We start from the raw sequence: 25098 nt of genomic DNA on the forward strand, positions 1-25098 counted from the left end.
CATGGCGGGCGTGACGATGCACCAGGGCACCGCGGCCGGTCCGTCGGCGCTCGCGGCCATCGAGGCGACGACGCGCCAGGCCGAGCGCGCGCGCCGTGCCGAGGCGGTGCGCCTGCGGCAGCGTGCCGCGCTGCTGGCGCTCCTCGTGCAGACGATGGCCGAGCTGCAGATCTCGATGGCGGAACTTGGTGCAGCGCGCCGCGCGGCCCAGCCGGCCAGGCAGCAGCGGGTCAAGCCCTCCGCGCGGCAATGACGCCCGGCACCTGCGCCGCCGGGACCGGCCGCGCAAACAGGTAGCCCTGGGCCTCGTCGAAGCCTTCACGCGTCACCGCCTGCAGCTGCGCCTCGGTCTCGACCCCCTCGACCGTGGTGGCGATGGCCAGCGCCTTTCCGATGCCCGCCACTGCGCGCATGATCGCAAGCGACTTGCCATCGGGCAGGTCGGCGATGAAGCTGCGGTCGAGCTTGATCTTGTCGAACGGAAAGCTGCGCAGGTAGCCGAGCGACGAGTACCCGGTGCCGAAGTCGTCCATCGCGATCTTCACGCCGAGCTGGCGGATCTGCTGCAGCGTTCGCAGGTTCATGTCGTCATTGCCCAGCAGCACCGACTCGGTGATCTCGAGCTGGAGGCGGGAAGGGCCCAGGCCCGAACCATCGAGCGCGTTGCGCACCGTGTCGACGAGGTGGCCGACGCGGAACTGCACTGGCGAGAGGTTCACCGCCACCGCGATGCCGTCGGGCCATGCCGCGCATTCGCGGCAGGCCTCGCGAAGTACCCACTCGCCGATCTCGGTGACGAGCCCGGTCTCCTCTGCGATCGGGATGAACTCGGCCGGAGGGATCATGCCGCGCTCGGGGTGGCGCCAGCGCACCAGCGCCTCGAACGCGGTGATGCGGCCCGATGCGAGGTTGACGAGCGCCTGGTAGTGCACCTCGAACTCGCCCTTGGCGAGCGCTTCGCGCATCGAGAGCTTGAGCGCCTGGCGTGTCTGCAGCTGCGCGTCCATGCTGTGGACGTACCTGAAGAAGCTGCCACCGCCTGCCGCCTTGGCCTGGTGCAGCGCCACCGCCGATGCCCGGATGACTTCGTCGGCCGCGTTGCCGTCGTCGGGCGCCACGGCCACGCCGACGCTGGCACCGATGCCGACCTTCTGCCCGTCGAGTTCGAAGGGCGGCTGCAAGATGCCCACAAGGCGCTGGGCGATCGCCATGGCCTCGTCGGGCTGCTGCAGTCCCGTGCAGGCGATCGCGAATTCGTCGGCACCGAGCCGTGCGAGCGTGTCGTCGTCGGCGCGCACGCACAGCCGCAGGCGCTCGGCCACGGCGCGCAGCAGCAGGTCGCCGGTCGCATGGCCGTAGGCATCGTTGACGGCCTTGAAACCGTCGAGATCGAGCGTCAGCACGGCCACCGCGGCCGCGCGACCGGCCGCGTCGGCGAGGTGCCGCTGCAGCGCCTCGCGGAAGGCCACGCGGTTCGGCAGCCCCGTGAGCACGTCGTGGCGCGCCATGTGCGACACCTGCTTCTGCGCCTGCAGCCGTTCCTCCTCGGCATGGCGCCGCTCGCTGACGTCGCGCCAGATCGACACCATGCGGCTCGGCGTCCCGGCGCTGTCGAGCACGGGCGCCGCGATGACGTCGAGCCAGCGGTGCGTGCCCTCCGCATCGACGGAGTCGAGCTCGATGCGGGCGGTGCCGCCCGCGCGCACCACGTCGAACATGGCGCGCAGTCTCTGCAGCCGGCCCTCGGGAAAGATCTTTTCAAGCACCGCGCGGTCGGCGAGCTCCGCGATGTCCACGCCGATCATGCGCTGTGCCGCCTTGTTCATCAGCAGCGTCCGTCCCGACAGGTCGAGCATGCTGATGCAGTCGGGACTGCTGTCGAAGATGCCCTTGACCGATGCCTCGCTTTCGCGCAGCGCGTCGACTGCGATGCGCTGCGGGTGAACGTCCTCGAGCAGGCCGTACCAGCGCACGATGCGGCCGTGCTCATCGCGCCGCGGAGCCGCCCGGCTGCGGTGCCACCTGTACCCTCCCTCGGCGCTCTGCACCCGGTATTCGGCATCGAAGGGCGTGCCATCGACCAGTGACGCCTGCCATTGGACCTGCACGCGTTCGAGGTCGTCGGAATGCAGCACCGATTCCCACCCGACGCCCAGCCCGCTTTCGACGCTGGTGCCCGTGAGCAGCGGCCAGCCGGGCCCGGCCTCGATGACTGCGCCGGACGCATCGGCGATCCACGGGATCTGCGGATGCAGTTCGACGAAGGACCGGTAGTGGGCCTCGCTGTCGCGCAGCACCCGCTCGGCCGTGCGCAGCGCGGTGACGTCGGAGATCACCGCCACGAGCAGCCGGCCCTCGGCACCGATGAGTTCGACCGGCTGCTTGCAGGTGAACAGGATCCGTGTGGAGCCGTCCGCCAGGGTGATCTCTTCCTCGAAGCTGCGCGCGTTGCCGCTGGCGAGTATTTCGAGGTCGACGGCGCGGATGCGGTCGGCCGTCGCCGCGGGCAGCACGTCGTGATCCGTCTTTCCGAGCGCGCGCTCGAGCGGGATGCCGAGCAGCGCGCAGGCGGGCGCGTTGAGGTGCACGAAGCGCGAGGCCTCGTCCTTGATGATCACGGCGTGCCCGACGCTGTCGAGGATCGCCGCCACCGGTACCGAGGGGTCCAGCAGATGCGCCGGCGAATGCGCCGCCCGGTAGTCACCCATGTCGATGTCCTTCCTCTGAAGAGGATCTCCCAAGGCATGCATGGTAGGTCACTGCCAACCCCGCCCTGGCAGGACGGATTCGGGCCGGCGCGTCAGCGGTGACTGTCGTGGCGCCGCTTCGGCCTCAGGCTGCCACGGCGGCCGCGCCCTGGCGGATGCCCATCGCCCTCAGGGTTTCCCCGATGGCCGCCACCGCGCCCGGAATGCCCGCATCGCCGAAGTGCCCCATGCAGCCGACGCGAAAGGTCTCGACCTGGGTCAGCTTGCCGGGGTAGAGGATGTAGCCGCGCTGCTTCACCTGCTGGTAGAAGGCCTTGAAGTCGTAGGCCGGATCGTCAGGTGCGTGGAAGGTCACGATGATCGGCGCCTGGATGGCGCGGGCTAGAAAGCTGCGCAGGCCGAGCGCGGCCAGGCCGTCGACGAGCGCCTTGCAGTTGCGCGCATAGCGCGCACCGCGCGCCGCGAGGCCGCCTTCCTCGAGGTACTGGGCGATGGCTTCGTCGAGCGCCGCGACCACATGCGTGGGCGGCGTGAAGCGCCATTGCGTGGTTTTTTCCATGTACACCCACTGGTCGTACAGGTCCATGGCGAGCGAGTGGCTGTTGCCCTCGCAGCGCTCGAGCGTGGCGCGCCGCACCACCACGAAGCCCATGCCCGGCACGCCTTCGAGACACTTGCCCGAGGCCGCGATCACCGCATCGAAGGGTGTCTTCTGCGCATCGATCTCGAGTGCGCCGAACGAACTCATCGCGTCGACGATGAGGCCGCGGCCGTGCCTGGCGGCCACCAGCGCGATCTCGTGCAGCGGGTTGAGCACGCCGGCGCCGGTCTCGCAATGCACCACCGCCACGTGCGTGATGCCCGGGTCGGCGGCGAGGGCACGGTCCACGTCGGCGGGCTGCACCTGCTGGTCTTCGGTGTAGTCGATGGTCGTGACCTTGCGGCCCAGCACGCGGCAGATTTTGACGAGGCGCTGGCAGTAGGCGCCGTTGCTCGGCACCAGCACATGGCCGTCGCGCGGCACCAGCGTGCCGATGGCGGCCTCGACCGAGAAGGTGCCGCTGCCCTGCATCGGCACGCATTCGTGCGTGCCCGTGCCGTGCACGATGTCGAGCACGCGCTCGCGGATGCGCGCGGTGATCTCGTTGAAGTCGCCGTCCCACGAGCCCCAGTCGCGCAGCATCGCCTGGCGCGTGCGGTCCGAGGTGGTGAGCGGCCCCGGCGTGAGCAGGATGGGGCTGGGGGTCGGTGTCATCGTGTTCTCTCCGAGCGTGGCGTTCCGGGCGGAGAGCGAAATGTAGATGGATGATTGAAGACTGTCAATAATAAATTGTTGACAGTTTGCAATCCATCGAGAAAAATTCGCCCCATGATCACCAGCAATCACTCCGCCGCCCTCGCATTCCTCCAGTCCAGCTCGCTGCCAATGCTGATGCAGGAAGAGATCGAGCGTTTGATCATGACGGGCGAGCTCCCGGTGGGCAGCCGCATCAACGAGAGCGAGCTGTCGCAGCGCTTCAACACCAGCCGCGGCCCGATCCGGGAAGCCCTGCGGGCGCTGGAAGAAGCGGGGCTGGTGCGCAACGAGAAGAACCGCGGCGTGTTCGTGCGCGAGATCGCGTTCGAGGAAGCCGACGAGATCTACGAACTGCGCGAAGCGCTCGAAGAGATCATCGGGCGGCGCGTGGCGCTCGCGATCTCGCCCGACGCGGTGGCGCGGCTGCGCGCCATGGTCGAGGCCATGCGCTCGGCCGCGCAGGCGCAGGACGTGGCGCAGTACGCGCAGCTCAACCTGCAGTTCCACGAGATCCTGCTCGACACCGCCGGCAGCCAGAAGCTCACCGAGACCTACAAGCGCCTGGTGAAGGAGCTCCACCTCTTCCGGATGCGCGCGCTCGACAGCGGCGGCGGCTTGCGCGTGTCGGCCGACGAGCACAACCGCATCGTCGACGCCATTGCGAGCGGCAACCCCGACACCGCGGGGCGCGCGCTGCGCGAGCACGTGGCGGGCAGCCGCGCCCGCATGCACAAGGCCTTCGGCCGCACCGCGCCCGGCATGGCCGACGCAACGAACAACCCACCCCAAAAGGAAGTCTGAAATGACACCGGAGACACTCGAAGTCAATGCCAGGAGCTACCGCTGGATGGCGCGCCCGATCGTGGTCGTCTGCGTCGACGGCTGCGAGCCTGCCTACCTCGACGCCGCCATCGAGGCCGGCGTCGCGCCGGCCATCGCACGCATGCGCAAGGAGGGCGCCGACCTGCTGGCCGACTGCGTGGTGCCCTCGTTCACCAACCCGAACAACCTCTCGATCGTGACCGGCGCGCCGCCCGCGGTGCACGGCATCTGCGGCAACTACTTCTTCGATCGCGAGCTCGGTCAGGAAGTGATGATGAACGACCCCAAGTACCTGCGCGCCGGCACCGTGCTCGCGGCCTTTGCCGATGCGGGTGCCAAGGTGGCGGTGGTCACCGCCAAGGACAAGCTGCGCAAGCTGCTGGGCCACAAGATGAAGGGCATCTGCTTCTCGTCGGAGAAGTCGGACCAGGTGACCATGGAAGAGAACGGCATCGACGACGTGCTCGGCATGGTCGGCATGCCGGTGCCCTCGGTCTACAGCGCCGAGTTGTCGGAGTTCGTGTTCGCGGCCGGCGTGAAGCTCATGGAATCGGGCCGCCCCGACCTGATGTACCTCTCGACCACCGACTACGTTCAGCACAAGGCCGCGCCGGGCAGCCCCGCGGCCAACGCCTTCTACAAGATGATGGACGGCTACCTCGCGCAGCTCGATGCGCTGGGCGCGACCATCGTGGTCACGGCCGACCACGGCATGAACGACAAGCACGGCAGCGACGGCACGCCCAACGTCATCTACCTGCAGGACGTGCTCGACGGCTGGTACGGCGCGGGCACGGCGCGCGTCATCCTGCCGATCACCGACCCCTACGTGGTGCACCACGGCGCGCTCGGCTCGTTTGCCACCGTCTATGCGCCCGACGCCGCGAGCGTGCCGGGCTGGATCGAGCGCATCCGCCAGATCCCGGGCATGGAGTCGGTGCTCTCGCGCGCCGAGGCTGCCAAGCGCTTCGAGCTGCCGCCCGACCGCATCGGCGACATCGTGGTGGTGAGCGAGCGCAGCACCGTGATCGGCACCGCCGCGAGCCGCCATGACCTGTCGGCGCTCGAGGTGCCGCTGCGTTCCCACGGCGGCGTGTCGGAGCAGCGCGTGCCGCTGATCTGCAACCGCCCGGTCACGGGCGTCGACGCCGGCCGCCGCCTGCGCAACTTCGATGCGCTCGATCTCGCGCTGAACCACGCCCAATAATTCTCCGGAGCACCACCCCATGAGCCAAGCCGCCCTCCAGCCAGGCAAGATTCACCGCGAGGCACTGCGCATCGCCGGAGAAAAGGTCCACCGCGACCGCACCATCGACGTCACCTATCCCTACACCGGGGAGGTGATCGCCACCGTGCCCAAGGCCACGCTCGACGACGTGCGCAACGCGCTGCGCGCCGCGCGCGACTACAAGCCCACGCTCACGCGCTACGAGCGCTACAAGATCCTGATGCGCGCCGGCGAGATCATCGCTTCGCGCCTCGACGAAATCTCGCGCACCATCACGCTCGAGTCGGGCCTGTGCCGCAAGGACTCGCTCTACGAAGTGGGCCGCGCCTCCGACGTGCTGCTGTTCGCGGCCAACCAGGCGCTGGTGGACGACGGCCAGGTGTTCTCGTGCGACCTCACGCACCATGGCAAGAGCCGCAAGGTCTACACGCTGCGCGAGCCGCTGCTGGGCGCCATCACCGCGATCACGCCGTTCAACCATCCGCTGAACCAGGTGATCCACAAGGTGGCGCCGGCCATCGCCACCAACAACCGCATCGTGCTCAAGCCGAGCGAGAAGACGCCGCTCGCGGCCTTCCTGCTGGCCGACATCCTGTACGAGGCGGGGCTGCCGCCGCAGATGCTGTCGGTGATCACGGGCGACCCGAAGGAGATCGCCGACGAGCTGCTGACCAACGCCGACGTCGACCTCGTCACCTTCACGGGCGGTGTGCCGATCGGAAAGTACATCGCGGGCAAGGCGGCCTACAAGCGCCAGATTCTCGAGCTCGGCGGCAACGACCCGATCATCGTGATGGAAGACGCCGACGTGGAGGAGGCCGCCACGCTCGCGGCCAGCGGCTCGTACAAGAACTCGGGCCAGCGCTGCACGGCAGTGAAGCGCATGCTGGTGCACGAATCCGTGGCCGACCACTTCGTCGAGCTGCTGGTGGCCAAGACGCGCGCGCTGAAATACGGCGACCCGATGGACCCCGCCATGGACATGGGCACGGTGATCGACGAAGCCGCCGCGAAGCAGTTCGAGGCGGTGGTCAACGAGGCCATCGCCGGCGGCGCGAAGTTGCTGTACGGCAACGAGCGCCGCGGCGCGCTCTACTCGCCGACGGTGCTCGACCATGTCGACCCGGAGATGACGGTGGCCAAGCAAGAGACCTTCGGGCCGGTGTCGCCGGTGATCCGCTTCAAGAACATCGAGGAGGCGATCCGCATCTCGAACGGCACGGCCTACGGCCTGTCGTCGTCGATCTGCACCAACCGCCTCGACTACATCACGCAGTTCATCCGCGAGCTCCAGGTGGGCAGCGTGAACGTGCGCGAGGTGCCGGGCTACCGGCTCGAGCTCACACCCTTCGGCGGCATCAAGGACTCGGGCCTGGGCTACAAGGAAGGCGTGCTCGAGGCGATGAAGAGCTTCACCAACACCAAGACCTATTCGCTGCCGTGGTGAGAGGGCCAAGACCGTGAGCCTGAACCTTCCCGACATCGTCGGCCTGTTCGAAACCAAGGGGCACGCGCAATACGACGGCGAGCCCGTCACGCAGCTCGAACATGCGCTGCAGTCGGCGCACCTGGCCGAGCAGGCGGGTGCGGACAGCGCGCTCATCGCGGCCGCTCTGCTGCACGACCTGGGCCATTTGCTGCACGACTTCGGCGGCACGCCGACGCAGCAGGGCCTGGACGACCTGCACCAGTACCGCTGCCTGCCGTTTCTGCGCCGACTGTTCGGCGACGCGACGCTCGCGCCGATCCGGCTGCATGTGGATGCCAAGCGCTTTCTCTGTGCGCGCGAGTCGGGCTACCTCGAGGCGCTGTCTCCCGACTCGAAGCGCAGCCTGCAACTGCAGGGCGGCGTGTTCGACGAGGCCGCGGCCCGCGCCTTCGAGGCGCTCCCCCATGCGATGGACGCGGTCCGGCTGCGGCGCTGGGACGACGTGGCCAAGCTGCCCGACGCGCGCACGCCCGACCTCGCCCACTTCCTGCGGCACCTCGAACTCGCCGCGGCGTAAGCACGCATGCGCCCCTTCTGGATCGAGCAGGCCCTCTTCAACGACGGCGACCTGGCCCCCGCGCTGCAGGGCGAACAGCAGGCCGATGTCTGCATCGTCGGCGGCGGCTTCACCGGCCTCTGGACCGCGATCCAGGCCAAGCTGCAGGCGCCCGCGCTCGACATCGTCATTCTCGAGCAGGACCTGTGCGGCGCCGGTGCGAGCGGCCGCAACGGCGGCTGCCTGCTCACCTGGTCGGCCAAGTTCCTGACACTGCGCCGCCTGTTCGGCGAGGACGAGGCGGTGCGGCTCGTGAAGGCCTCCGAGGCCGCGGTCGGGCACATCGCCGACTTCTGCACCGCCCACGGCATCGATGCCGAGTTGCGGCGCGACGGCACGCTCTACACCGCCACCTCGCAGGCGCAGGTCGGCACGCTCGATCCGATGATGCAGGCGCTCGCGTCGCGCGGCATCCACTCGTACCACGCGCTGCCGCCCGACGAGGTGGCGCGGCGCTCGGGGTCGGCGCGCAACCTCGCGGGCGTGTACTCGCCGATCGCCGCCACCGTGCACCCCGGCAAGCTGGTGCGGGGCTTGCGCCGGGTGGCGATGGCGATGGGCATCCGCATCCACGAACGCACACCGATGCTCGACTTCGAACGCGGCCACCCGGTGGTGGTGCGCACGCCGGCCGGCAGTGTGCAGGCGAAGAAGCTGGTGCTCGCGATGAACGCCTGGATGGCGAGCCGCTTCGCGCAGTTCGAGCGCACGATCGCGATCGTCTCGAGCGACATGGTCATCACCGAGAAGTGCCCCGAGCTGCTGCAGCGCATCGGCCTGACGGACGGCGTCTCGGTGCTCGACTCGCGCACTTTCGTCTACTACTACCGCAGCACGGTCGACGGCCGCCTCATGCTGGGCAAGGGCGGCAACACCTTCGCCTGGGGCGGGCGCATGGCCCGGGTGTTCGACCAGCGATCGCCGTACGAGGCACAGCTCACGCAGGCGCTGCATGCGTTCTTTCCGGCGCTGCGCGACACGCCGATCACGGCGAGCTGGAACGGGCCGTCCGACCGCTCGGCCACGGGCTTTCCGTTCTTCGGGCGGCTCGACGGCGCGCCCCACATCTACTACGGCTTCGGCTATTCGGGCAACGGCGTCGGGCCGACCTACATGGGCGGGCAGATCCTCTCGTCGCTGCTGCTCGACCAGGACAACGCCTGGACGCGCAGCCCGATCACGCACGGGCCGCTCGGCCAGTTTCCGCCCGAGCCGCTGCGCTACGCGGGATCCATCGTGGTGCGCAACGCGATCCGCCGCAAGGAGCGCGCCGAGGACGAGAACCGCCAACCCTGGCTGGTGGACCGCATGCTGAGCAAGCTGGCGAACGCGGCGGGCAAGGCCGACAAGGGCTGAGAAGCGCCGCGGCGGCAGGGCGTCCGCGCGGCAAGACTTTCGGCAATTCTTGCGGAGCTTCAGCGTGCGCCACCCGGTGCGTGCGCACGCGCGGACGGGCATCCCGCTTGCCGCGCAGCCAGGAATGTGCAAACTGGCGGCTTGCGCCCCACCTGGAACTGGAACGGAATGAAGATGACGGACAGCAGAGCCCGATCGGTCGACCCTCATCACGCGGCGCACGGCGACCGCCCGCTGCCCGAGTCGCCAGCCCTGGAGGCGGGCGTTGCCCGCACCTACGACCGGCTGGCGCCGCTGTACGACACCGTGTTCGGCCAGGTGCTCGAGCCCGGGCGCAGGCGCATGGCGCAGTGCGTTCGCACGCTGCAGCCGGCCTCGCTGCTTGAGGTCGGCGTGGGCACCGGCCTGGCGCTGGCCGGCTACCCGCCCGAATGCCGCATCGTCGGCATCGACCTGTCGCACGACATGCTCGAGCGCGCCCGCGAGCGCGCGGCCCGGCTGCCACAGCACCACATCGCCATCGAGCACATGAATGCCGAGCGCATGCGCTTTCCCGATGCCAGTTTCGACTGCGTGACCCTGCCTTACGTGCTGTCGGTCACGCCCCGGCCCGCCGAGCTCGTGCGCGAGGCGCGGCGGGTGTGCAAGCCCGACGGAACGCTCGTGGTGCTGAATCACTTCAGCGGCAGCAAGGCGTGGTGGCTGCTGGAACGCGCCGTGCGCTCGGCGGCCGAGCATGTGGGGTTCCGCTCCGATTTTCGCTACGACGAGCAGATCCTTGCCCACGACTGGCAGGAGCTCAGCGTGGAGTCGGTCAATCTGTTCGGGCTGTCGAAGCTGGTGGTGTTGCGCAATGCTGCGCGCTCGCAAGGCGTTGCTGAAGAAGCGCCATGGTTGCCGTCGCATCCCTGACGCCCACTGCGAGCTTTGGCTGCTGCCCGACAGAGATCAGAAGGTAGCCGCCCGCTCCACGGTCTACGAAAACCCGACCTCCGGACCTGGCGCTGAACCAGCCCGATTGAAATCCGGGCAGCCCGAGCCCGTTGACTCTCATGCCGATCACATCCTCTGTGCTCCCGGGCCTGATCTCCTCCACGCCGGTGATCTCGGCGAGCTTGACCGTGCGCGCGTAGAAGGTTGTCTTGAGCGCGATCTCGTCCTTGCCGAGCGTCAAGGACCGGCGCAGCAGCGCGCCACCGAGCACAGCACCCGTGATGACTGCGATGGTCACTATCGCCCAGAGCACGACCGTGTTCGCCGCGGGGGCGTTCTGGCGCAGGAGTGCCCAGCTTGCAACGACCGGACCGATGGCGACGGCTGCAACCAGGAAGAGGATCGATTTGGGTTGCAGTGGCTGGAGTGTCATGTGGCCGCAAGACTTTACTCGCCTCAAACTGAGCCGGCTCGGCGCAGCATAGCGTTGACCAGGATGTCGAGGAAGATGTCACGGAAAAGCGGGAGGCACTGGTTGCCGCATCGAGTTGTTGGGTATTTACCCGCGGCGGCGCGTCGCTGCGGGCATTCACTCTGTTGATTCGCGGGTGGCTTGCCTATATTCCGGCGTCATGGCTTCCACCTGGCTGCTCGACGTTCCACCGGCAGGGCACATGCTCGATGCCGCGGCGATGGCGCGCCTGCTCGACGCGGGCGACGGGCGTGCGCCGGCGCGCGAGATGCTCGACTTCGTGAACCAGGTCCTGCCGGTGGAGTACATCTCGCTCGTCGAGTACGTGGATGGCGTGCCTTCGCAGGTCGAAGGCCATTCGACGGGGCGCCACGCAAACATCACGGCGGAGTGCTTCTCGCTCTACAAGCGCCGCTTCCGCCAGGCCGACGAGCTCACGCGCTTGGCCGCGCGCATGGTCGGCGAAGCCTCTTCACATGCGCCCGTGACCGCGCTGCTCTACGACGTGGCGGACATTCCCGACCCAGGTTGGCGCGACCAGATCTTCGTGGGGCGTCAGCTCACCGGCCGGCTGAGCTTTCTCTATGCACCGCTGCCGCGCACGCTGTTCGCGATCAACCTCTACCGTGACGCGCATGACGGCCGGTTCGAAGAGGCCGACGTCGAGCGGCTCCTGGGGCTGGCGCCGATCCTCAAGAGAGCGCATCGCAACGCGCTCTTCGCCCACCTCGCGTCGCCTGATGCCGCGCTGCGCGGGCGAGAGATCGAGCGCACGCTGCAGCGTACGGCGCCGCTGCTTTCGCCGCGCGAGCGCGCGGTGTGTGCGCGGATCGCCTGCGGCATCGGCACCGACGGCATCGCTGCCGACCTGTGCATCGCGGCGTCGACCGTCGCGACGCTGCGCAAGCGCGCCTACGCCAAGCTGGCGATCCACGGGCGGCAGCAGCTCATGCGCTTCATCCACTGAGCGGCAGGCCCGCGCGGCCGACGCGGCCCGGGTGCGCTTGTACCCTTCTGCGGGGACAGACGGCACGGCCTGCGTTTTCTACATTGCCTGGACATTACGGAGACAGGCATGTGGATTCGAAACTGCTGGTACGTCATTGCATGGGAGCACGAGGTTCCCGCCGAAGGTCTGTTCACGCGGCGCGTGCTCGATGAGCCGATCCTCGTCTACCGCACTGCCGATGGCGGCCTGGTCGCGATGCTGGACCGTTGCTGCCACCGCCATGCGCCGCTGTCGCGCGGACGCCGCGAAGGCGACTGCGTGCGCTGCGGCTACCACGGGCTCAAGTTCGACGCGGCCGGCATCTGCGTCGAAGCGCCCGGCCTCGCGGGCATTCCCGCCAAGACGCGCGTGCGGACCTATCCGGTGGTGTCGCACAACCAATGGATCTTCGTCTGGATGGGCGACCCGGCGCTGGCCGACCGCGCACTGCTGCCCGACAACTTCTCCTGCGACCATCCCGACTGGTCGTACAAGCCCGGCTACGTGCACTACGACACGCCTTACCTCCTGGTCTGCGACAACCTGCTCGACTTCTCGCACCTGAGCTATGTGCACGAGGCCACGCTGGGCGGGTCGACCGCGATCGCGCAGGCGGTTCCGAAGATCGAGCCGATCCCGCGCGGCATCCGCGTCACGCGGCATGTTCCGGACGTGCCGCCCTCGCCATTCTGGAGATCGTTCCAGGCCTTCGACCGCAACGTCGACCGCTACTTCATCTACGACTTCGTGCTGCCGGGCACCTTGCTGATGCACTCGGGCGGGGCGCCCGTGGGCCAGGCCGAGGGCGACCTGCGCGGCGGCGTGCAGTTGCACAGCTGCCAGACGCTGACGCCAGAGACCGAGACCACCACGCACTACTTCTTCCAGCAGTCGCACCGCAGCAGCATCGGCGACCCGGCCGTGACGGAAGCGATCTACCGCGGGCTGGTCACCGCCTTCGAGGAAGACCGCGAGACGATCACGGCACAGCATCGCAACATCGACCCCGACGTTCCGATGCTGCTGCTCGGCATGGACCAGGCCCTGGTCCGCTATCGCCGCCTGCTGCAGCAGGAGGTCGAGCGGGAGCGCAGCGCGCCGTCGCCGGCGCGCGCAACGGCCTGAATTCGACCGCCTGAAACACACAAGAAAAGGAGACCCCCGATGCGCCGCACCTTCCTGGCCCTGAGCCTGTCGACCGTCCTCTCGGCATTGCCCGTCGCCGGCTTCGCCCAAGCCACCTTCCCGACCAAGCCGATACGCATCGTCGTCACCGCGCAGGCCGGCGGCGCCAACGACTTCGTGGCGCGGCTGATCGGCGAGCGTGTCGCCAAGTCGCTCGGCCAGGCGGTGGTGGTCGACAACAAGGCGGGCGCCAACGGTGCCGTGGGCTTGGGCGAGGTGGCTCGGGCTGCGCCCGATGGCTACACGATCGCCGTCACGCTGGGCGACTCGCTTATCAACAACGTCGCGCTCTACAAGAGCCTGCCCTACGACCCGCAGCGCGACTTCGTCTTTCTCACGCAGGTGGTGCGCAGTCCCGCCATCCTGTCCGCCAACCTGGCGCTCGGCGTGAAGAACATGGACGACTTCAAGAAGCTCGCCGCCAGGCCCGGCCAGCAACTGAGCTACGGTACATGGGGGCCGGGCGGGCTCGGCCACCTAGCGGGCGAGGCGCTCAATCGCAAACTCGATGCGAACATGGTCCATGTGCCGCAGCGCGGCGAAGCGCCGGTGATGGCCGACCTGCTGAGCAACACCGTGAGCGTCGGCCTCACCTCGGCCGGCCTCGCGCGCCAGCATGTGCAGGCCGGCAAGATCGTGCCGCTCGCGATCATGGGGCGCGAGCGCTCAGCAGTGCTGCCGCAGGTGCCGACCATGCGCGAACTCGGCTTCGACGACCCCTTGTTCGAAGCCGCGGTCTGGATCGCCTTCGTCGCGCCCGCGAAGACGCCGCAGCCCGTCGTCGAGCGCCTGACCGCCGCTCTGCGCGCCGCGGCCGCGATGCCGGATGTGCAGGCGAAGATGGCCGAGCGCGGCCTCGAGATGCTCAACACGACGCCAGAGGAGTTCAGCCAAAGCTACAAGCGGGACTTCGAGGTGATCGTCAAGCGGATGCGTGAGTTTGGGATCGAGGCGCAGTAGGGCAGGGCCTAGACTGTCCGGATGTCTCAGACCCAAGCCCCTTTCGGCGACGCAAGCGCTGTCGCCAACTACGCCGAGAAGACCGCCCGCCTGGTGCCGGGCGTGCACGACCTCCACAAGATGGCGGCAGTGCTGCTCGCCGAGCGCGCGCCGGTGGACGCGCACGTGCTCATCGTCGGCGCGGGTGGTGGCCTGGAGTTGAAGGCGTTCGCCGAGGCCGCTGCGCAATGGCACTTCGTCGGCGTCGATCCCGCACAGCCGATGCTCGACCTGGCGCAGCAGACCCTCGGCCCGCTGATGGCGCGTGTCGCGCTCCACCATGGCTATACCGACACCGCGCCGGGGGGGCCATTCGATGCCGCGGCCTGCCTGCTGACGATGCACTTCCTGAGCCTCGAGGAACGCCGCGCGACCTTGCTGGAGATCCGCCGCCGCATGCGCCCGGGCGCGCCGCTGGTCATGGCGCACCTGAGTTTTCCGCAGTCGCCGGAAGCGCAGAAGTCGCTGTGGCTCTCGCGCTATGCGGCCTTTGCAGCGGCCTCGGGTGTCGCGCCCGAGAACGCGCGCCATGCGGCCACGGCAATCGGCGAGCGCCTGCCGCTGCTCGCGCCGGCGCAGGAAGAAGAACTGCTGAGCGAAGCCGGCTTCACGGACGTGCAGTTGTTCTATGCGGGGCTGGCGTTTCGGGGGTGGGTGGCGTGTGCCTGAAGGCTCGCGAACAGGACACTAACCCCTCGCAGCCTGCTCGATCGCCGGCTGCAGCTTCGCCAGGAACCCGTCCATGGTCTGCTCGCGCAAATCCACCGCCTTGGCACCGCCGCCGGCCACGACCGTCACATCGCTGATGCCGATGACATTCAGGATCAGCCGCAGATACTGCGTCGCGATATCGCGGTCGCGGATCGGCGAGCCCTCGGCGTAGACGCCACCGGAGGCGAGCAGCACGGTGGCCTTCTTGCCCTTGACGAGACCCTGGCCGTCGAAGCCGAGCGTCAATCCCTTGCGCACGATGTGATCGACCCATGCCTTCAGTGCGGCCGGCACGTTGTAGTTGTAGACGGGAGTTGCCACGACGATGTGGTCGGCTGCGAGCAATTCGTCGACCAGGCTGTCGGACACCTGCAGCACGCGCTTCATCTCGGGCGAGTGCTGCTGCGGCGGCGTGAAATAGGCCTCCAGCCAGGGGGCGGTGACGAACGACAGGTCTGTTTCTGCGAGATCGCGCACGATCACTTCTCCATCGGGATGCGCGGCGCGCCAATCCTGGACAAAGCGCCGGGTCATCTGGCGCGAGATGGAGTGCTCGCCGCGGGGGCTGGTCTCAACGACAAGAAGCTGGGTCATCAATGGTTCCTGAGAATGCCAGCCGAAGAAATTGGGCTGTTCGGAATGATTGGACCGTGCGCTACTCATCAGGGGAAGAGATAAAAATATGATGATTTCCATCTGAATATATGATGGATCATGATCGGAACCCTGACCCTTGACCAGCTGCGTGTTCTCGTCGCGATCGCGGATGCCGGCAGTTTCTCTGCCGCCGGCCGCACGCTCAGGCGGGCGCAATCGGCGATCAGCCAGGCCGTCGCCGCGCTGGAAACAGTGCAGGGCGTTGCGCTGTTCGACCGGCGCGGCCACCGGCCCCAATTGACCGAGGCCGGGCGCGTGCTGGTCGACCAGGCGCGGCTGGTGCTGGCGAGCGCTGCGCGTTTCGAGGCTGTCGCGGCGAGCACGCGCGGCGGGCTGGAGCCGGAACTCGCGCTCGCGATCGATCCGTTGGTGCCGACGGCGCCCTTGATCGAAAGCTTGCGCGCGCTCAGCGATACCTTTCCCGATCTTCCGGTGAGCTTCTCGACCGAAGGACTCGGCGGCTCGCTGCGGCGGCTGCGCAGCGGTTCGGCAGCGTTGGCCATCTGCATGCTCCTGCCTGCCGTGCCCGAGGACATCGTTGCCCACCCGCTGCTGCGCATCGGCATGCGTGCTGTCGTGGCACCGACGCATCCATTGGCTGCGCTGAAACGGGCAGCGACGCCCAGCGACCTCGAGCCCCATGTGCAACTGGTGCTCTCCGATCCGGTGGACCCGTCCGGGCCCAGCTACGGACTATCGAGCGCCAGGTTGTGGCGCTTCGTTGACCTGGGACGTCGCCTTGATTTCCTTCTTGCCGGATTCGGATGGTGCCGGATGCCCGAGCATCTGGTCGCCGGCCCGATCCAGGCAGGGCAATTGAAGGTGCTCAAGGTCCAGGACGATCCGACCCCGCGCGAGGGACTGATGATCTATGCGGCCCACCAGCGCAACCGCACGCCCGGGCCGGCTGGCCGCTGGTTGCTCGACGACCTCCAGCGGCGTCTCAAGGCCTGATTCAACCCGGCAGGGCCTGCTTGATCGCCTCGCCCGCAAGCCGCGCGGTGGCCAGCAGGCGGTCGAGACCTTGCCCGTGGCGCGCGCTCGCCGAGAGCCCGGCCATAGTCGTGCAGACGAAATCCGCCAGCCGATCCGCTTCTTGCGGGTACTGCTCGGCGATGCAGCGACGGATCACGTCTTGCGCAGCCGCATGGAAGCCGCAGGCTGCGCCACGCGCCTCTGGGTCGTTGGCGCGTGTGCCCTCGAGCACCATGCACCCCGTCGCGTGGGGGTCGGCGGCGTAGCTGCGAGCGGCATGCTCCAGCACCTGCGCGAGCGATTCCGCCAATGGACGGTCGGCGCCCAGGATCTCCGAGAGCGGGACAGCGCCGGTCTTGGCGTAACGATCGAGGATCCGCGCGTACAGGCCGGCCTTGCTGCCGAACGCCGCGTAGAAGCTCGGCGGGTTGATGCCGAGCGCCTTCGTGAGGTCGGAGACGCCGAGCGCGTCGTAGCCGCGCTCGTGGAAGAGGCGCTGCGCGGTCGCGACGGCTTCGTCCGGATCGAATGCGCGTGGCCGGCCACGGGTGCGCGCAATATCTGTAGTCATGATTACAAAATCCTTGACATGGACCAAAGGGAATTATGTATCATGCACTACATTAATATGAAGGAACACCATGTCAGCGTTCAAAGGCAAGTCGGTTTTGGTGCTCGGCGGCAGCCGGGGAATTGGGGCCGCCATCGTACGGCGCTTCGTGGCGGACGGCGCGAGGGTGGCGTTCACCTACGCCGGCTCACCGGAAGCGGCACAGCGCCTGGCCGAGGAAACCGGCAGCACGGCGCATTCGACGGACAGTGCCGATCGGGACGCCGTCATTGCCCGGGTCCGTGACAGCGGCCCGTTGGACGTGCTCGTGGTGAACTCCGGCATCGCGATCTTCGGCGACGCGCTCGAGCAGGACCCGGACGCGGTGGATCGACTGTTCCGCATCAATGTCCATGCGCCGTACCACGCCTCGGTGGAGGCCGCGCGGCAGATGCCCAGCGGCGGGCGGATCATCGTGATCGGTTCGGTGAACGGTGACCGGATGCCGCTGCCCGGCATGGCGTCCTATGCGCTGAGCAAATCCGCGCTGCAAGGAATGGCGCGCGGGTTGGCACGCGACTTCGGACCGCGTGGCATCACGATCAACGTCGTGCAGCCCGGTCCGATCGACACCGATGCGAACCCCGAGAACGGTCCGATGAAGGACCTGATGCACAGCTTCATGGCCATCAAGCGCCACGGGCGCTCGGACGAGGTGGCGGGAATGGTGGCCTGGCTGGCGGGCCCCGAAGCCAGTTTCGTGACCGGGGCCATGCACACGATCGACGGCGCTTTCGGGGCTTGACCGGCCAGCAGCCCGCGTTGAGAAGCGGGAAGAAGGTGCTGATGGCTTTCTGCGGAACCACGCCACCTGCGAAGCCGATGCAGTTCGTCGATGAGCTTCGCGCGCGTCTTCAGACGGGGCTCACGGGCGTTCACTTGCAGAACTGCCCTGAGCGCTGAGGCCCTCGATCACGGCGCGCGGCACCGGCCTTTCGCTCCTCATGGAGCATGCGTCTCGCCCGCCAGCAAGCTACGAATAGTGGATCTCATGCGGGTGAAATGGAACGCCTCGCTCCATTCCCACCAGCTTCACTCTGACGCAGTCTCCGCTCATGCCGGTGATGACGCCACTCACGCCCGCTACTTTGACCAATCCGCCGCGGCGTGCGGGGACGGAAAACTTCTGCCGAATGCGGGCGAGCGTGTCGTTCTTCTTAACGGCCATGTGTGTCCAGGTGAGCGAGAAAAAAACCCAGCGCGCAGCTGGGTGTAAACCTGGGTGCGGTGGTGCATCCAGGTCCCGCAGAGGGAGCGGGGAGAACTTAAGTTATGCCCGCCCCGGGATTCTGAGCGTCGGACAAGGGCCCGGCTCCGATCGCTGGATCGGCTGACACGCCAATTCAAGCCCTTCGAAGGCTTTCTTGCGCTCAACCGCGGAGATAAGCCGGTTTCTGCGCACCAGGTCACGCTCTGGCCACATCTTTGCCAGAACGCGACCTTTTGTTAGCAAATCCTCATAGAGTCCGTTTTTACTAACTTTCCGGCACACGAGTTTGTGCTTGAACGTTCGCTTCTGCCCTGGCGACTCGCTGCGCAGCGGTGTCACCCAAGGGAGCAGAGTGCCATTCCACAAGATTGATGGAGGCAGGGTCGTGGCCGCGCGCAATTCAGCGCAGCCCGACGCCTTGCCTCAGTACCTCGCACAGAAAGTGCGTGTCTTACCCCCCATCGTTTGCATGCTGGCTTTCGGCGCTTCGGCGGCGCTTGCCAATCCGAAAGGCATCGAGCCGCCGGCCGCCGCAGAGCGCAGCACGGCGTCATACGACGCCCGCCAACACGACGAACTGATCGACGCGCAACGCGTTGGCCGCATCTCGGCCGCACAGGCATTGGCGCAGCTGAAGGCGTGGCTTGCCATGCCGCTCAGCAATGCCCAGCGCCAACGCGCGGTGTCCGACGCGGTCGTGATCGCGGTCGACGACCGCCAGTTCGCCGAAGCGGTGGTCCTGGGCCGCGAGCGGTCGCCCGCCGGATTGCACGACTACGCGCTGGGTCCATTGGCAGGTGCTGCACGCCGCACGCAAGACCTTGCGCTGCAAGGCGAAACCGTCGCGGTCTGGCGGGAACGCCTGCCCGCAGCGCGGGCGCCGCGGATCCACGAGGGGTTCTGGCGTCTCGACAGCGGTGACACCGCCCGTGCCAGAGACATCCATCGTGCGCTTGTGGAACCCGCGCCCACGGAAGACGCGGAGCGCGTGGAAGGGCTCGAACTCCATGCGGCCATTGCGCGTGCCGAGGGCCATCCGCTGCAAGCGCTCGCGGCGTACACCGAGATCGCCGCGCTGCAGCCCGAAGGACGTGACGCGCAACGCGAGGTCGTATTTCTGATGGCTTCGAGTGGCGCGGCATCGGCCGCTTTCGACGACGCCGAGGCGGCAGAACGGGCGCACCCCGGGACTTTCTCTGCGCTGGCCTTGTCCACGCTGCAACACCAGGCACTCGCCCAGCAATTGCGCTGGGCCGTGCGCGAACGCGACGAACTCATGGGCGCTGCCCGGGTGGTTGCGCTCGACAAGGTGCTGGCGCAACAGCAGGGCGCACTGGCTCGGATCGATGCATCGGCGCCGCGCGCCGAGCCTGCGGACACCGAGGCATGGCGCACGCTACGTTTGCGCCTGGCGTGCGATCGCCTGCTGGCCCTTGTCGAACGCGGACGCCCGTCCGACGCCATTGCGCAGTACGAGATGCTGCGCGAGAGCGGCACCGATCTCCCGCCGTACGCACTCGGCGCGGCGGCGCGCGCCTTCGCGGAAGAACGCCGCTCGGCCGAGGCCGTGCCGTTGTTCGAAGCGGCTGTTGCCGCGGGCGACGCGAACCTGCCAGTGCCCGATCCGCTCTACCTGGGGCTGGCCTATGCCTACCTCGACACCGGCCGCTTCGAAGAAGCCGACGCACTGCTGACGCGGATCGAAGCCGCCACGCCGGCGCTGATGCGGCTCGCGCCGGAAGCCGGCCGGCCCAATGACCAGTACACCGACATCAACGGCATGCGCGGCAAGCTGCTGCTCTACGGCGACCGGCACGCACTCGCGCAACGGCGCTTCGCCTTGTTGACCGGCGAAGCGCCGCTCAATGCCGAATTCGCCGCCGGTGCCGGTCTCGCCGAACGGTTGCGCGACCATCCCGAAGCGGCGCTCGCGCGCTTCGAGGCGCTTGCCGCCGACCAACCTCATGACATCGGCGCGCGCGCCGGCCATGTCGAGGCGCTGCTCGACGCGGGCGAGTTCGCTGAAGCGCGCCGCCGCGCCGCATCGCTCGAGGCGGACGCGCCGGACACGGCGCAAGTGCGCGAGCTGGGCCGCATGCGACGTGCGTTCACGGGTCCTCTGCTCGAGGTCGATGCCGAAGGTTCGACGGGAGGTGGTGCGATCGCAGACCGTGAATGGCGCGTCGACAGCCGGCTCAGTTCGGGCCTGATCGACGACGAATGGCGCATCTTCTACGACCAGTCGCTCGGGCGCGGAGACACCTCGATCGGCAACGCCCGCTGGGCGCGCAGCGGCATCGGCCTGAACTGGCAGCGCGGCCGCTGGCTGGCGGAGGGCGCCGTACAGCGCTCGAACGCCGGGCCGTACCGGTCCAGCATGGCCGGTCGCCTCGACTACCGAGCGGGAGACGCATGGCGGCTCTCGGGCACTTTCGATGGCGACAGCAAGGAACTGCCATGGAAGGCGCGCGTGGCCGGCGTCGGCGCACGCGAAACCGGTGCCGCCCTGAGCCATGTCGTCGACGAGGCGCGCCGCTTCGATCTGCAATGGCGGCGGCTCGACTTCAGCGACGGCAATCTGCGCAACGGCCTCGACTTCACCTGGCACGAACGCTGGGTCAGCACGCCACGCTTCCAGCTCGAAACGCGGCTCGGCGCCGGCGCCAGCCGCAGCCAGCAGCAGGAGGTGCCGTACTTCAGCCCGTCGAGCGACGCCAGCGCGCAACTGACCGTGCGCGCGCAATGGCTCAACTGGAAAAGCGACGACCGGCAGTTCTTTCAGGCCATCGAGGCCACCGGTGGCCGCTACCACCAGGCCGGCTTCGGCACCGGCCCGCTCTGGGCCCTGCGCTACGAACACAAATGGGCCCTGGGCCCGAAGTTGACTCTGCGATACGGGCTGGGTATTTCCAGCCATCCCTACGACGGTGTGCGCGAACGACAGCGCAGCGTCTTCATGAATCTTTCGATGCCTCTGCCGTGATGCGAACCCACCTCTTTCCCTTCCTGCGCGCCGCCGCTGCCTGGCTGCTGCTGGGCCTTGCGCTCCCGGGCCAGGCGCAGCCGCTGCCGCCGGCCGACGCCGACGATGGCGTGAGCTTTCGCGTGCTTTCCTTTCACGACGTGCGGGGCGACGTGCGAGCGAGCTTCGAAGACTCACCCGACGAAACCGCCATCGACGAGCGCACGCTCGCCGATGTGTTTGCCTGGCTTCAGCACAACGACTACCACCCGATCAGCCTGCAGCAGGTGATCGATGCGCGCGCCGGCGGCAACCCGCTGCCTTCCAGACCCGTGCTGCTGACCTTCGACGATGGCTACCGCAGCGCCTATACCAAGGTCTTCCCGCTGCTGCAGCGCTTCAAGTATCCGGCGCTGCTGGCGTTGGTGACGGGCTGGCTCGAGGCACCGGAGAACGGCAACGTCGCCTACGGCGACAAGCCCGTGCCCCGCGGCAACTTCCTCCGCTGGAGCGAAGCCGCCGAAATGGCGCGCTCCGGCCTGGTCGAACTGGCGAGTCACAGCGACGCGCTGCACACCGGCGTGCAGGCCAATCCCCAAGGCAACATGCTGCCGTCGGCTGCGACCCACCGCTACGATCCGGCCACCGCCGGCTATGAGGACGACGCGACCTACATGCAGCGCATCGAGTCGGACCTGCGCCGCAGCCGGCAGATCATCGAGGCGCGCACCGGCGCCAAGGTCCGCGCGATCGTGTGGCCCTATGGCGCCTACAACGCCGTGGCACTGAAGGCCGCCGAACGCGCAGGCATGCCGGTCGGCTTCACGCTCGACGACGGGCCGAACGCTCCATCGGTGCCGCTGTCTCGCATTCGCCGCGCGCTGGTGGCCTACGACAACGAAGGGCCGGACTACGCCCGGCTGCTGCGCAGCCCCGTCGGCGGCGAACTGCGGCCGATCAACCGGGTCATGCATGTGGACCTGGACTATGTCTACGATCCCGACCCGGCGCAGCAGGAACGCAACCTCTCGGCATTGATCGACCGCGTGGCCGCGGTACGGCCGCGCGCGGTGTTCCTGCAGGCCTATGCCGATCCCGACGGCGACGGCGTGGCCGATGCGCTCTACTTTCCGAACCGCCAGCTTCCGACAAGGGCCGACCTCTTCGGCCGCGCGGCCTGGCAGTTGCGTAGCCGCACCGGCGTGAAGGTCTACGCGTGGATGCCGGTCATGGCGTTTCGGCTGCCGGCATCCAACCCGCTGGCGACGCACACGGTGCGCACCACGGACGGCGGCACACCGGTCGACCGCTACCACCGGCTGTCGCCCTTCGATCCGGCGGTGCGCTCGCTCGTGGGCGACATCTACGAAGACCTGGGGCGCCATGCCTTCTTCGAGGGCCTGCTGTTCCATGACGATGCCACGCTCTCGGACGACGAGGACGCAAGCCCCTCCGCGCTCGCTGCCTACGGCCACTGGGGCCTGCCGGCCGACGTGGCCGCCATCCGGGCCGATCCAGCGTTGATGGCGCGCTGGACGGACGCCAAGACGCGCTACCTGACGGAATTCACGCAAGAGCTCGCCGCGCGCACGGGTGCCTGGCGGCCGGGCCTCGAAACCGCGCGCAACCTTTACGCGCGGCCGGTGCTCGACCCGGCCGCGGAGCAGTGGTTCGCACAGAGCTACGAGGCTTCGCTCGCCGCCTACGACTACGTGGCATTGATGGCCATGCCCCGCATGGAGCGCGAGGACGATGCGAACGCCTGGCTTTCGCGCCTGGCGCGCCGGGTGGCGTCCACGCCGGGCGGCCTGGACGGCACCGTGTTCGAACTGCAGGCACGTGACTGGCGCACCGGCAAGCCGGTGGCCGACGAAGAACTCGCGCGCCAATGGGCGCTGCTGCATCGCATGGGCGTGAGGCACCTGGGCTACTACCCGGACGACTTCCTCAACAACCAGCCTTCGCTGGAGGTCGTGCGCCGCGCGATCTCGGTGCGCACCCTGCTGCCGCGCGCCCTGCCGATTCAAGCCACGACACCCGCAGCCAGCACTGCGCCAGAGAGCCGCTCGCCATGAACACCTTTCACGACCTTTCGCAGATGCTGCCATCGCTGCTGTTCGGCTTCGTCTTCTACTACCCGTTCTTCATGGCGTACGTATGGATGGCGGGTGGGCTGTCGCACGCCTGGTTCTTCGAGCGCCGACGGGACGTCGACATCGATCCCCTGGAGACGCTTGCATCGCAGCCCCTGGTCACCGTGGTGGTGCCGTGTTTCAACGAGGCACCGCACCTGCGCGAGGTGATCGAGCAGCTGATGCGTACGCGCTATCCGAACTTCGAGGTGATCGCGGTCAACGACGGCAGCACCGACGGCACAGGCGACCTGCTCGACGCCATGACGGCGGAATACAGCCGGTTGCGGGTGATTCACAACACAAGCAACCAGGGCAAGGCTGTGGGTCTGAACACCGCCTGCCAGCTCTCGCGCGGCGAATACATTCTCGGCATCGATGGCGATGCGCTGGTGGACGTCAACGCCATCGCATGGATGCTCAAGCCGATGCTCGACTCCGAGCGCATCGGCGCCGTGACCGGCAATCCGCGCATCCGCACCCGCACCTCGTTGCTCGGACGCATGCAGGTCGGCGAGTTCTCCTCGATCATCGGCCTCATCAGGCGCTCTCAGCAGCTGGTGGGCACCTTGTTCACCGTCTCGGGCGTGATCGCGATGTTCCGCCGCCGCGCGGTGATCGACGTGGGCTTCTGGAGTCCCGACGTGATGACCGAAGACATCGACATGAGCTGGAAGCTCCAGCTCGGCGGCTGGCAGCTGCGCTTCGAGCCGCGCGCACTGTGCTGGATCCTCATGCCCGAGACGCTGCGTGGACTCTGGAACCAGCGCGAGCGCTGGGCCCTCGGGGGCATACAGACCATGCTGCGCTACACCACCCGCATCCTGCGGCCTCGTCACTGGCGCATGTGGCTGATCTACGCCGAGTACATGGTCAGCGTGGTGTGGGCCTATGCCATGGCGCTCGTTCTGATCATCGGCGTTCTGCGCCCCTTCCTGCCCGCCGGATCGGCGTGGCATTCGGCGCTGCTGCCGCACTGGCAAGGCACCTTGCTCGCGATGACCTGCATCCTGCAGATGCTGCTGAGCCTGTGGATCGACCGTCGCTACGACCGAGACCTGATGCGCTATTTCGTCGGGACCATCTGGTACCCGATCGCTTTCTGGACCATCACCATGGCGGCCACGGTGGTCGCCTTACCTAAGGCCCTGTTGCGCCGTCGCGGCAAGCGCGCGGTGTGGACGAGCCCTGACCGAGGAGTTTCCAATGCACCCTGAATCCAATCTACACATCCAAGCCACCACCACCACCGCCGGTACCGACGCCACGCCACCCGTGCGGCGCCGTTCCTGGGGGCAGCCCGCGGGAGAAGAACCGATCATCGACGCCGCACGCATTCCGCTGCGCGCCTTCGGTGACGGCCGCTCGCCCCTGCGGACCCTCGCCATGTACCTGTGGCTGCGCGTGCTGCGCCCCGCAGTGAACGTTGCTATCTGGTTCTGTGCTGTCTGGTACGCATGGCCTTACGTGCTCGGCGCACGCTCGCAACCCGAAGTGCTGCATCTGCTGGGACTGTATGCCCTCGTCATCGGCGCGATCCTCGCGTCGATGCTGGCCATTGCGCCGCTGCGGCGGATGCAGCGCCGGCGCGCAGCACCTGCCGACGAGGCGCATTCGTCGCTGTTTGCCTTGGCGTCGTACATCTCCGTGCCACCTGCGCGCCTGTCGGCCTGGCAGCGCGCGCGGCAATTGCTGGTGCAGCATGATCTGCACGGCCATCTGCATGATGCACAAGACACGACGCCGGGCCTGCTGGAGCCCGCGCTGCGCCCGGCACCCACGGCGCGCTAGTTCGGTGGCTTCGTCCG

General features: G+C 68.0%; 23 protein-coding genes. 17 read left to right on the forward strand and 6 right to left on the reverse strand.

Annotated elements, in window-relative coordinates:
* The first annotated feature begins 16 nt into the window (after nt 1-16).
* On the forward strand, nt 17-253 hold the full coding sequence (locus tag AC3A6J_RS13755; RefSeq protein ID WP_487860503.1) for a hypothetical protein: 237 nt from the start codon (nt 17-19) through the stop codon (nt 251-253).
* Here the strand turns inward: AC3A6J_RS13755 and AC3A6J_RS13760 are convergent.
* A complete protein-coding gene (locus tag AC3A6J_RS13760; protein WP_487860504.1) occupies nt 231-2708 on the reverse strand; it encodes a sensor domain-containing protein in 2478 nt (825 codons plus the stop codon). The genes AC3A6J_RS13755 and AC3A6J_RS13760 overlap by 23 nt on opposite strands.
* Before the next feature lie 124 nt (nt 2709-2832).
* Nucleotides 2833-3963, reverse strand: coding sequence for a 2-aminoethylphosphonate--pyruvate transaminase (locus tag AC3A6J_RS13765; protein WP_487860505.1), 1131 nt, complete (start codon nt 3961-3963; stop codon nt 2833-2835).
* A 114-nt stretch (nt 3964-4077) separates the two neighbouring features.
* On the opposite strand from AC3A6J_RS13765, the gene AC3A6J_RS13770 reads away from it, so the two are divergent.
* The 6 genes from AC3A6J_RS13770 (at nt 4078) to AC3A6J_RS13795 (ending at nt 10368) form a co-directional block, all read left to right on the forward strand.
* On the forward strand, nt 4078-4806 hold the full coding sequence (locus AC3A6J_RS13770) for a phosphonate utilization associated transcriptional regulator (protein ID WP_487860506.1): 729 nt from the start codon (nt 4078-4080) through the stop codon (nt 4804-4806).
* 1 nt (nt 4807) lies between these two features.
* Nucleotides 4808-6034 (forward strand): phosphonoacetate hydrolase, encoded by a 1227-nt coding sequence (phnA, locus tag AC3A6J_RS13775; RefSeq protein WP_487860507.1) that lies wholly within the window; start codon nt 4808-4810, stop codon nt 6032-6034.
* Between the two features lie 19 nt (nt 6035-6053).
* Nucleotides 6054-7502, forward strand: a complete 1449-nt coding sequence (gene phnY, locus AC3A6J_RS13780) for a phosphonoacetaldehyde dehydrogenase (protein WP_487860508.1) — start codon at nt 6054-6056, stop codon at nt 7500-7502.
* 13 nt (nt 7503-7515) lie between these two features.
* Entirely contained in the window at nt 7516-8061 is a 546-nt protein-coding gene (locus tag AC3A6J_RS13785; protein WP_487860509.1) for a phosphonate degradation HD-domain oxygenase, read from the forward strand.
* A 6-nt stretch (nt 8062-8067) separates the two neighbouring features.
* On the forward strand, nt 8068-9456 hold the full coding sequence (locus AC3A6J_RS13790; RefSeq protein WP_487860510.1) for an FAD-dependent oxidoreductase: 1389 nt from the start codon (nt 8068-8070) through the stop codon (nt 9454-9456).
* Nucleotides 9457-9630: 174 nt separating this feature from the next.
* Nucleotides 9631-10368, forward strand: coding sequence for a class I SAM-dependent methyltransferase (locus AC3A6J_RS13795; RefSeq protein ID WP_487860511.1), 738 nt, complete (start codon nt 9631-9633; stop codon nt 10366-10368).
* On the opposite strand, the gene AC3A6J_RS13800 is transcribed toward AC3A6J_RS13795, so the two are convergent.
* A complete protein-coding gene (locus AC3A6J_RS13800; protein ID WP_487860512.1) occupies nt 10271-10822 on the reverse strand; it encodes a PH domain-containing protein in 552 nt (183 codons plus the stop codon). The genes AC3A6J_RS13795 and AC3A6J_RS13800 overlap by 98 nt on opposite strands.
* Nucleotides 10823-11021: 199 nt before the next feature.
* Here AC3A6J_RS13800 and AC3A6J_RS13805 point away from each other — a divergent pair, with 199 nt between their 5' ends.
* From AC3A6J_RS13805 to AC3A6J_RS13820, 4 genes are all read left to right on the forward strand, one after another.
* Nucleotides 11022-11828, forward strand: coding sequence for a helix-turn-helix transcriptional regulator (locus AC3A6J_RS13805; protein ID WP_487860513.1), 807 nt, complete (start codon nt 11022-11024; stop codon nt 11826-11828).
* A gap of 108 nt (nt 11829-11936) precedes the next feature.
* Nucleotides 11937-12974, forward strand: a complete 1038-nt coding sequence (locus AC3A6J_RS13810) for a Rieske 2Fe-2S domain-containing protein (protein WP_487860514.1) — start codon at nt 11937-11939, stop codon at nt 12972-12974.
* 39 nt (nt 12975-13013) lie between these two features.
* A complete protein-coding gene (locus AC3A6J_RS13815) occupies nt 13014-13994 on the forward strand; it encodes a Bug family tripartite tricarboxylate transporter substrate binding protein (protein ID WP_487860515.1) in 981 nt (326 codons plus the stop codon).
* Nucleotides 13995-14015: 21 nt separating this feature from the next.
* Nucleotides 14016-14702, forward strand: a complete 687-nt coding sequence (locus tag AC3A6J_RS13820; protein ID WP_487860516.1) for a class I SAM-dependent methyltransferase — start codon at nt 14016-14018, stop codon at nt 14700-14702.
* Between the two features lie 18 nt (nt 14703-14720).
* Here AC3A6J_RS13820 and AC3A6J_RS13825 read toward each other — a convergent pair whose 3' ends face one another.
* The gene (locus tag AC3A6J_RS13825; protein WP_487860517.1) at nt 14721-15338 is read right to left on the reverse strand and encodes an FMN-dependent NADH-azoreductase; all 618 of its coding nucleotides are present in this window, start codon (nt 15336-15338) and stop codon (nt 14721-14723) included.
* A 120-nt stretch (nt 15339-15458) separates the two neighbouring features.
* Between AC3A6J_RS13825 and AC3A6J_RS13830 the strand changes: the two genes are divergently transcribed.
* Nucleotides 15459-16355 carry a LysR family transcriptional regulator gene (locus AC3A6J_RS13830; protein WP_487860518.1) on the forward strand — a complete coding sequence of 299 codons (897 nt, stop codon included), beginning with the start codon at nt 15459-15461 and terminating at the stop codon, nt 16353-16355.
* Between the two features lies 1 nt (nt 16356).
* Here the strand turns inward: AC3A6J_RS13830 and AC3A6J_RS13835 are convergent, their stop codons facing one another.
* The gene (locus AC3A6J_RS13835; protein ID WP_487860519.1) at nt 16357-16947 is read right to left on the reverse strand and encodes a TetR/AcrR family transcriptional regulator; all 591 of its coding nucleotides are present in this window, start codon (nt 16945-16947) and stop codon (nt 16357-16359) included.
* A gap of 70 nt (nt 16948-17017) precedes the next feature.
* Here AC3A6J_RS13835 and bdcA point away from each other — a divergent pair, with 70 nt between their 5' ends.
* Nucleotides 17018-17731 (forward strand): SDR family oxidoreductase, encoded by a 714-nt coding sequence (gene bdcA / locus AC3A6J_RS13840; RefSeq protein WP_487860520.1) that lies wholly within the window; start codon nt 17018-17020, stop codon nt 17729-17731.
* 228 nt (nt 17732-17959) lie between these two features.
* On the opposite strand, the gene AC3A6J_RS13845 is transcribed toward bdcA, so the two are convergent.
* The gene (locus tag AC3A6J_RS13845) at nt 17960-18154 is read right to left on the reverse strand and encodes a hypothetical protein (protein ID WP_487860521.1); all 195 of its coding nucleotides are present in this window, start codon (nt 18152-18154) and stop codon (nt 17960-17962) included.
* A 511-nt stretch (nt 18155-18665) separates the two neighbouring features.
* Between AC3A6J_RS13845 and pgaA the strand changes: the two genes are divergently transcribed.
* Genes pgaA through pgaD form a run of 4 tightly spaced genes read left to right on the forward strand, consistent with a single transcriptional unit; the run spans nt 18666 to nt 25081 of the window.
* Nucleotides 18666-21179 (forward strand): poly-beta-1,6 N-acetyl-D-glucosamine export porin PgaA, encoded by a 2514-nt coding sequence (gene pgaA, locus AC3A6J_RS13850; protein WP_487860522.1) that lies wholly within the window; start codon nt 18666-18668, stop codon nt 21177-21179.
* Nucleotides 21179-23233: a poly-beta-1,6-N-acetyl-D-glucosamine N-deacetylase PgaB gene (pgaB, locus tag AC3A6J_RS13855; RefSeq protein ID WP_487860523.1), complete on the forward strand. Its 2055-nt coding sequence runs from the start codon at nt 21179-21181 to the stop codon at nt 23231-23233. Before pgaA ends, pgaB begins: the two co-directional genes overlap by 1 nt.
* Nucleotides 23230-24507 carry a poly-beta-1,6-N-acetyl-D-glucosamine synthase gene (pgaC, locus tag AC3A6J_RS13860; RefSeq protein WP_487860524.1) on the forward strand — a complete coding sequence of 426 codons (1278 nt, stop codon included), beginning with the start codon at nt 23230-23232 and terminating at the stop codon, nt 24505-24507. The genes pgaB and pgaC overlap by 4 nt, the downstream gene beginning before the upstream one ends.
* Nucleotides 24497-25081, forward strand: coding sequence for a poly-beta-1,6-N-acetyl-D-glucosamine biosynthesis protein PgaD (pgaD, locus tag AC3A6J_RS13865; protein ID WP_487860525.1), 585 nt, complete (start codon nt 24497-24499; stop codon nt 25079-25081). Before pgaC ends, pgaD begins: the two co-directional genes overlap by 11 nt.
* Nucleotides 25082-25098 lie beyond the last annotated feature (17 nt).

The organism is Variovorax sp. Soil_C_39 (assembly GCF_057656815.1).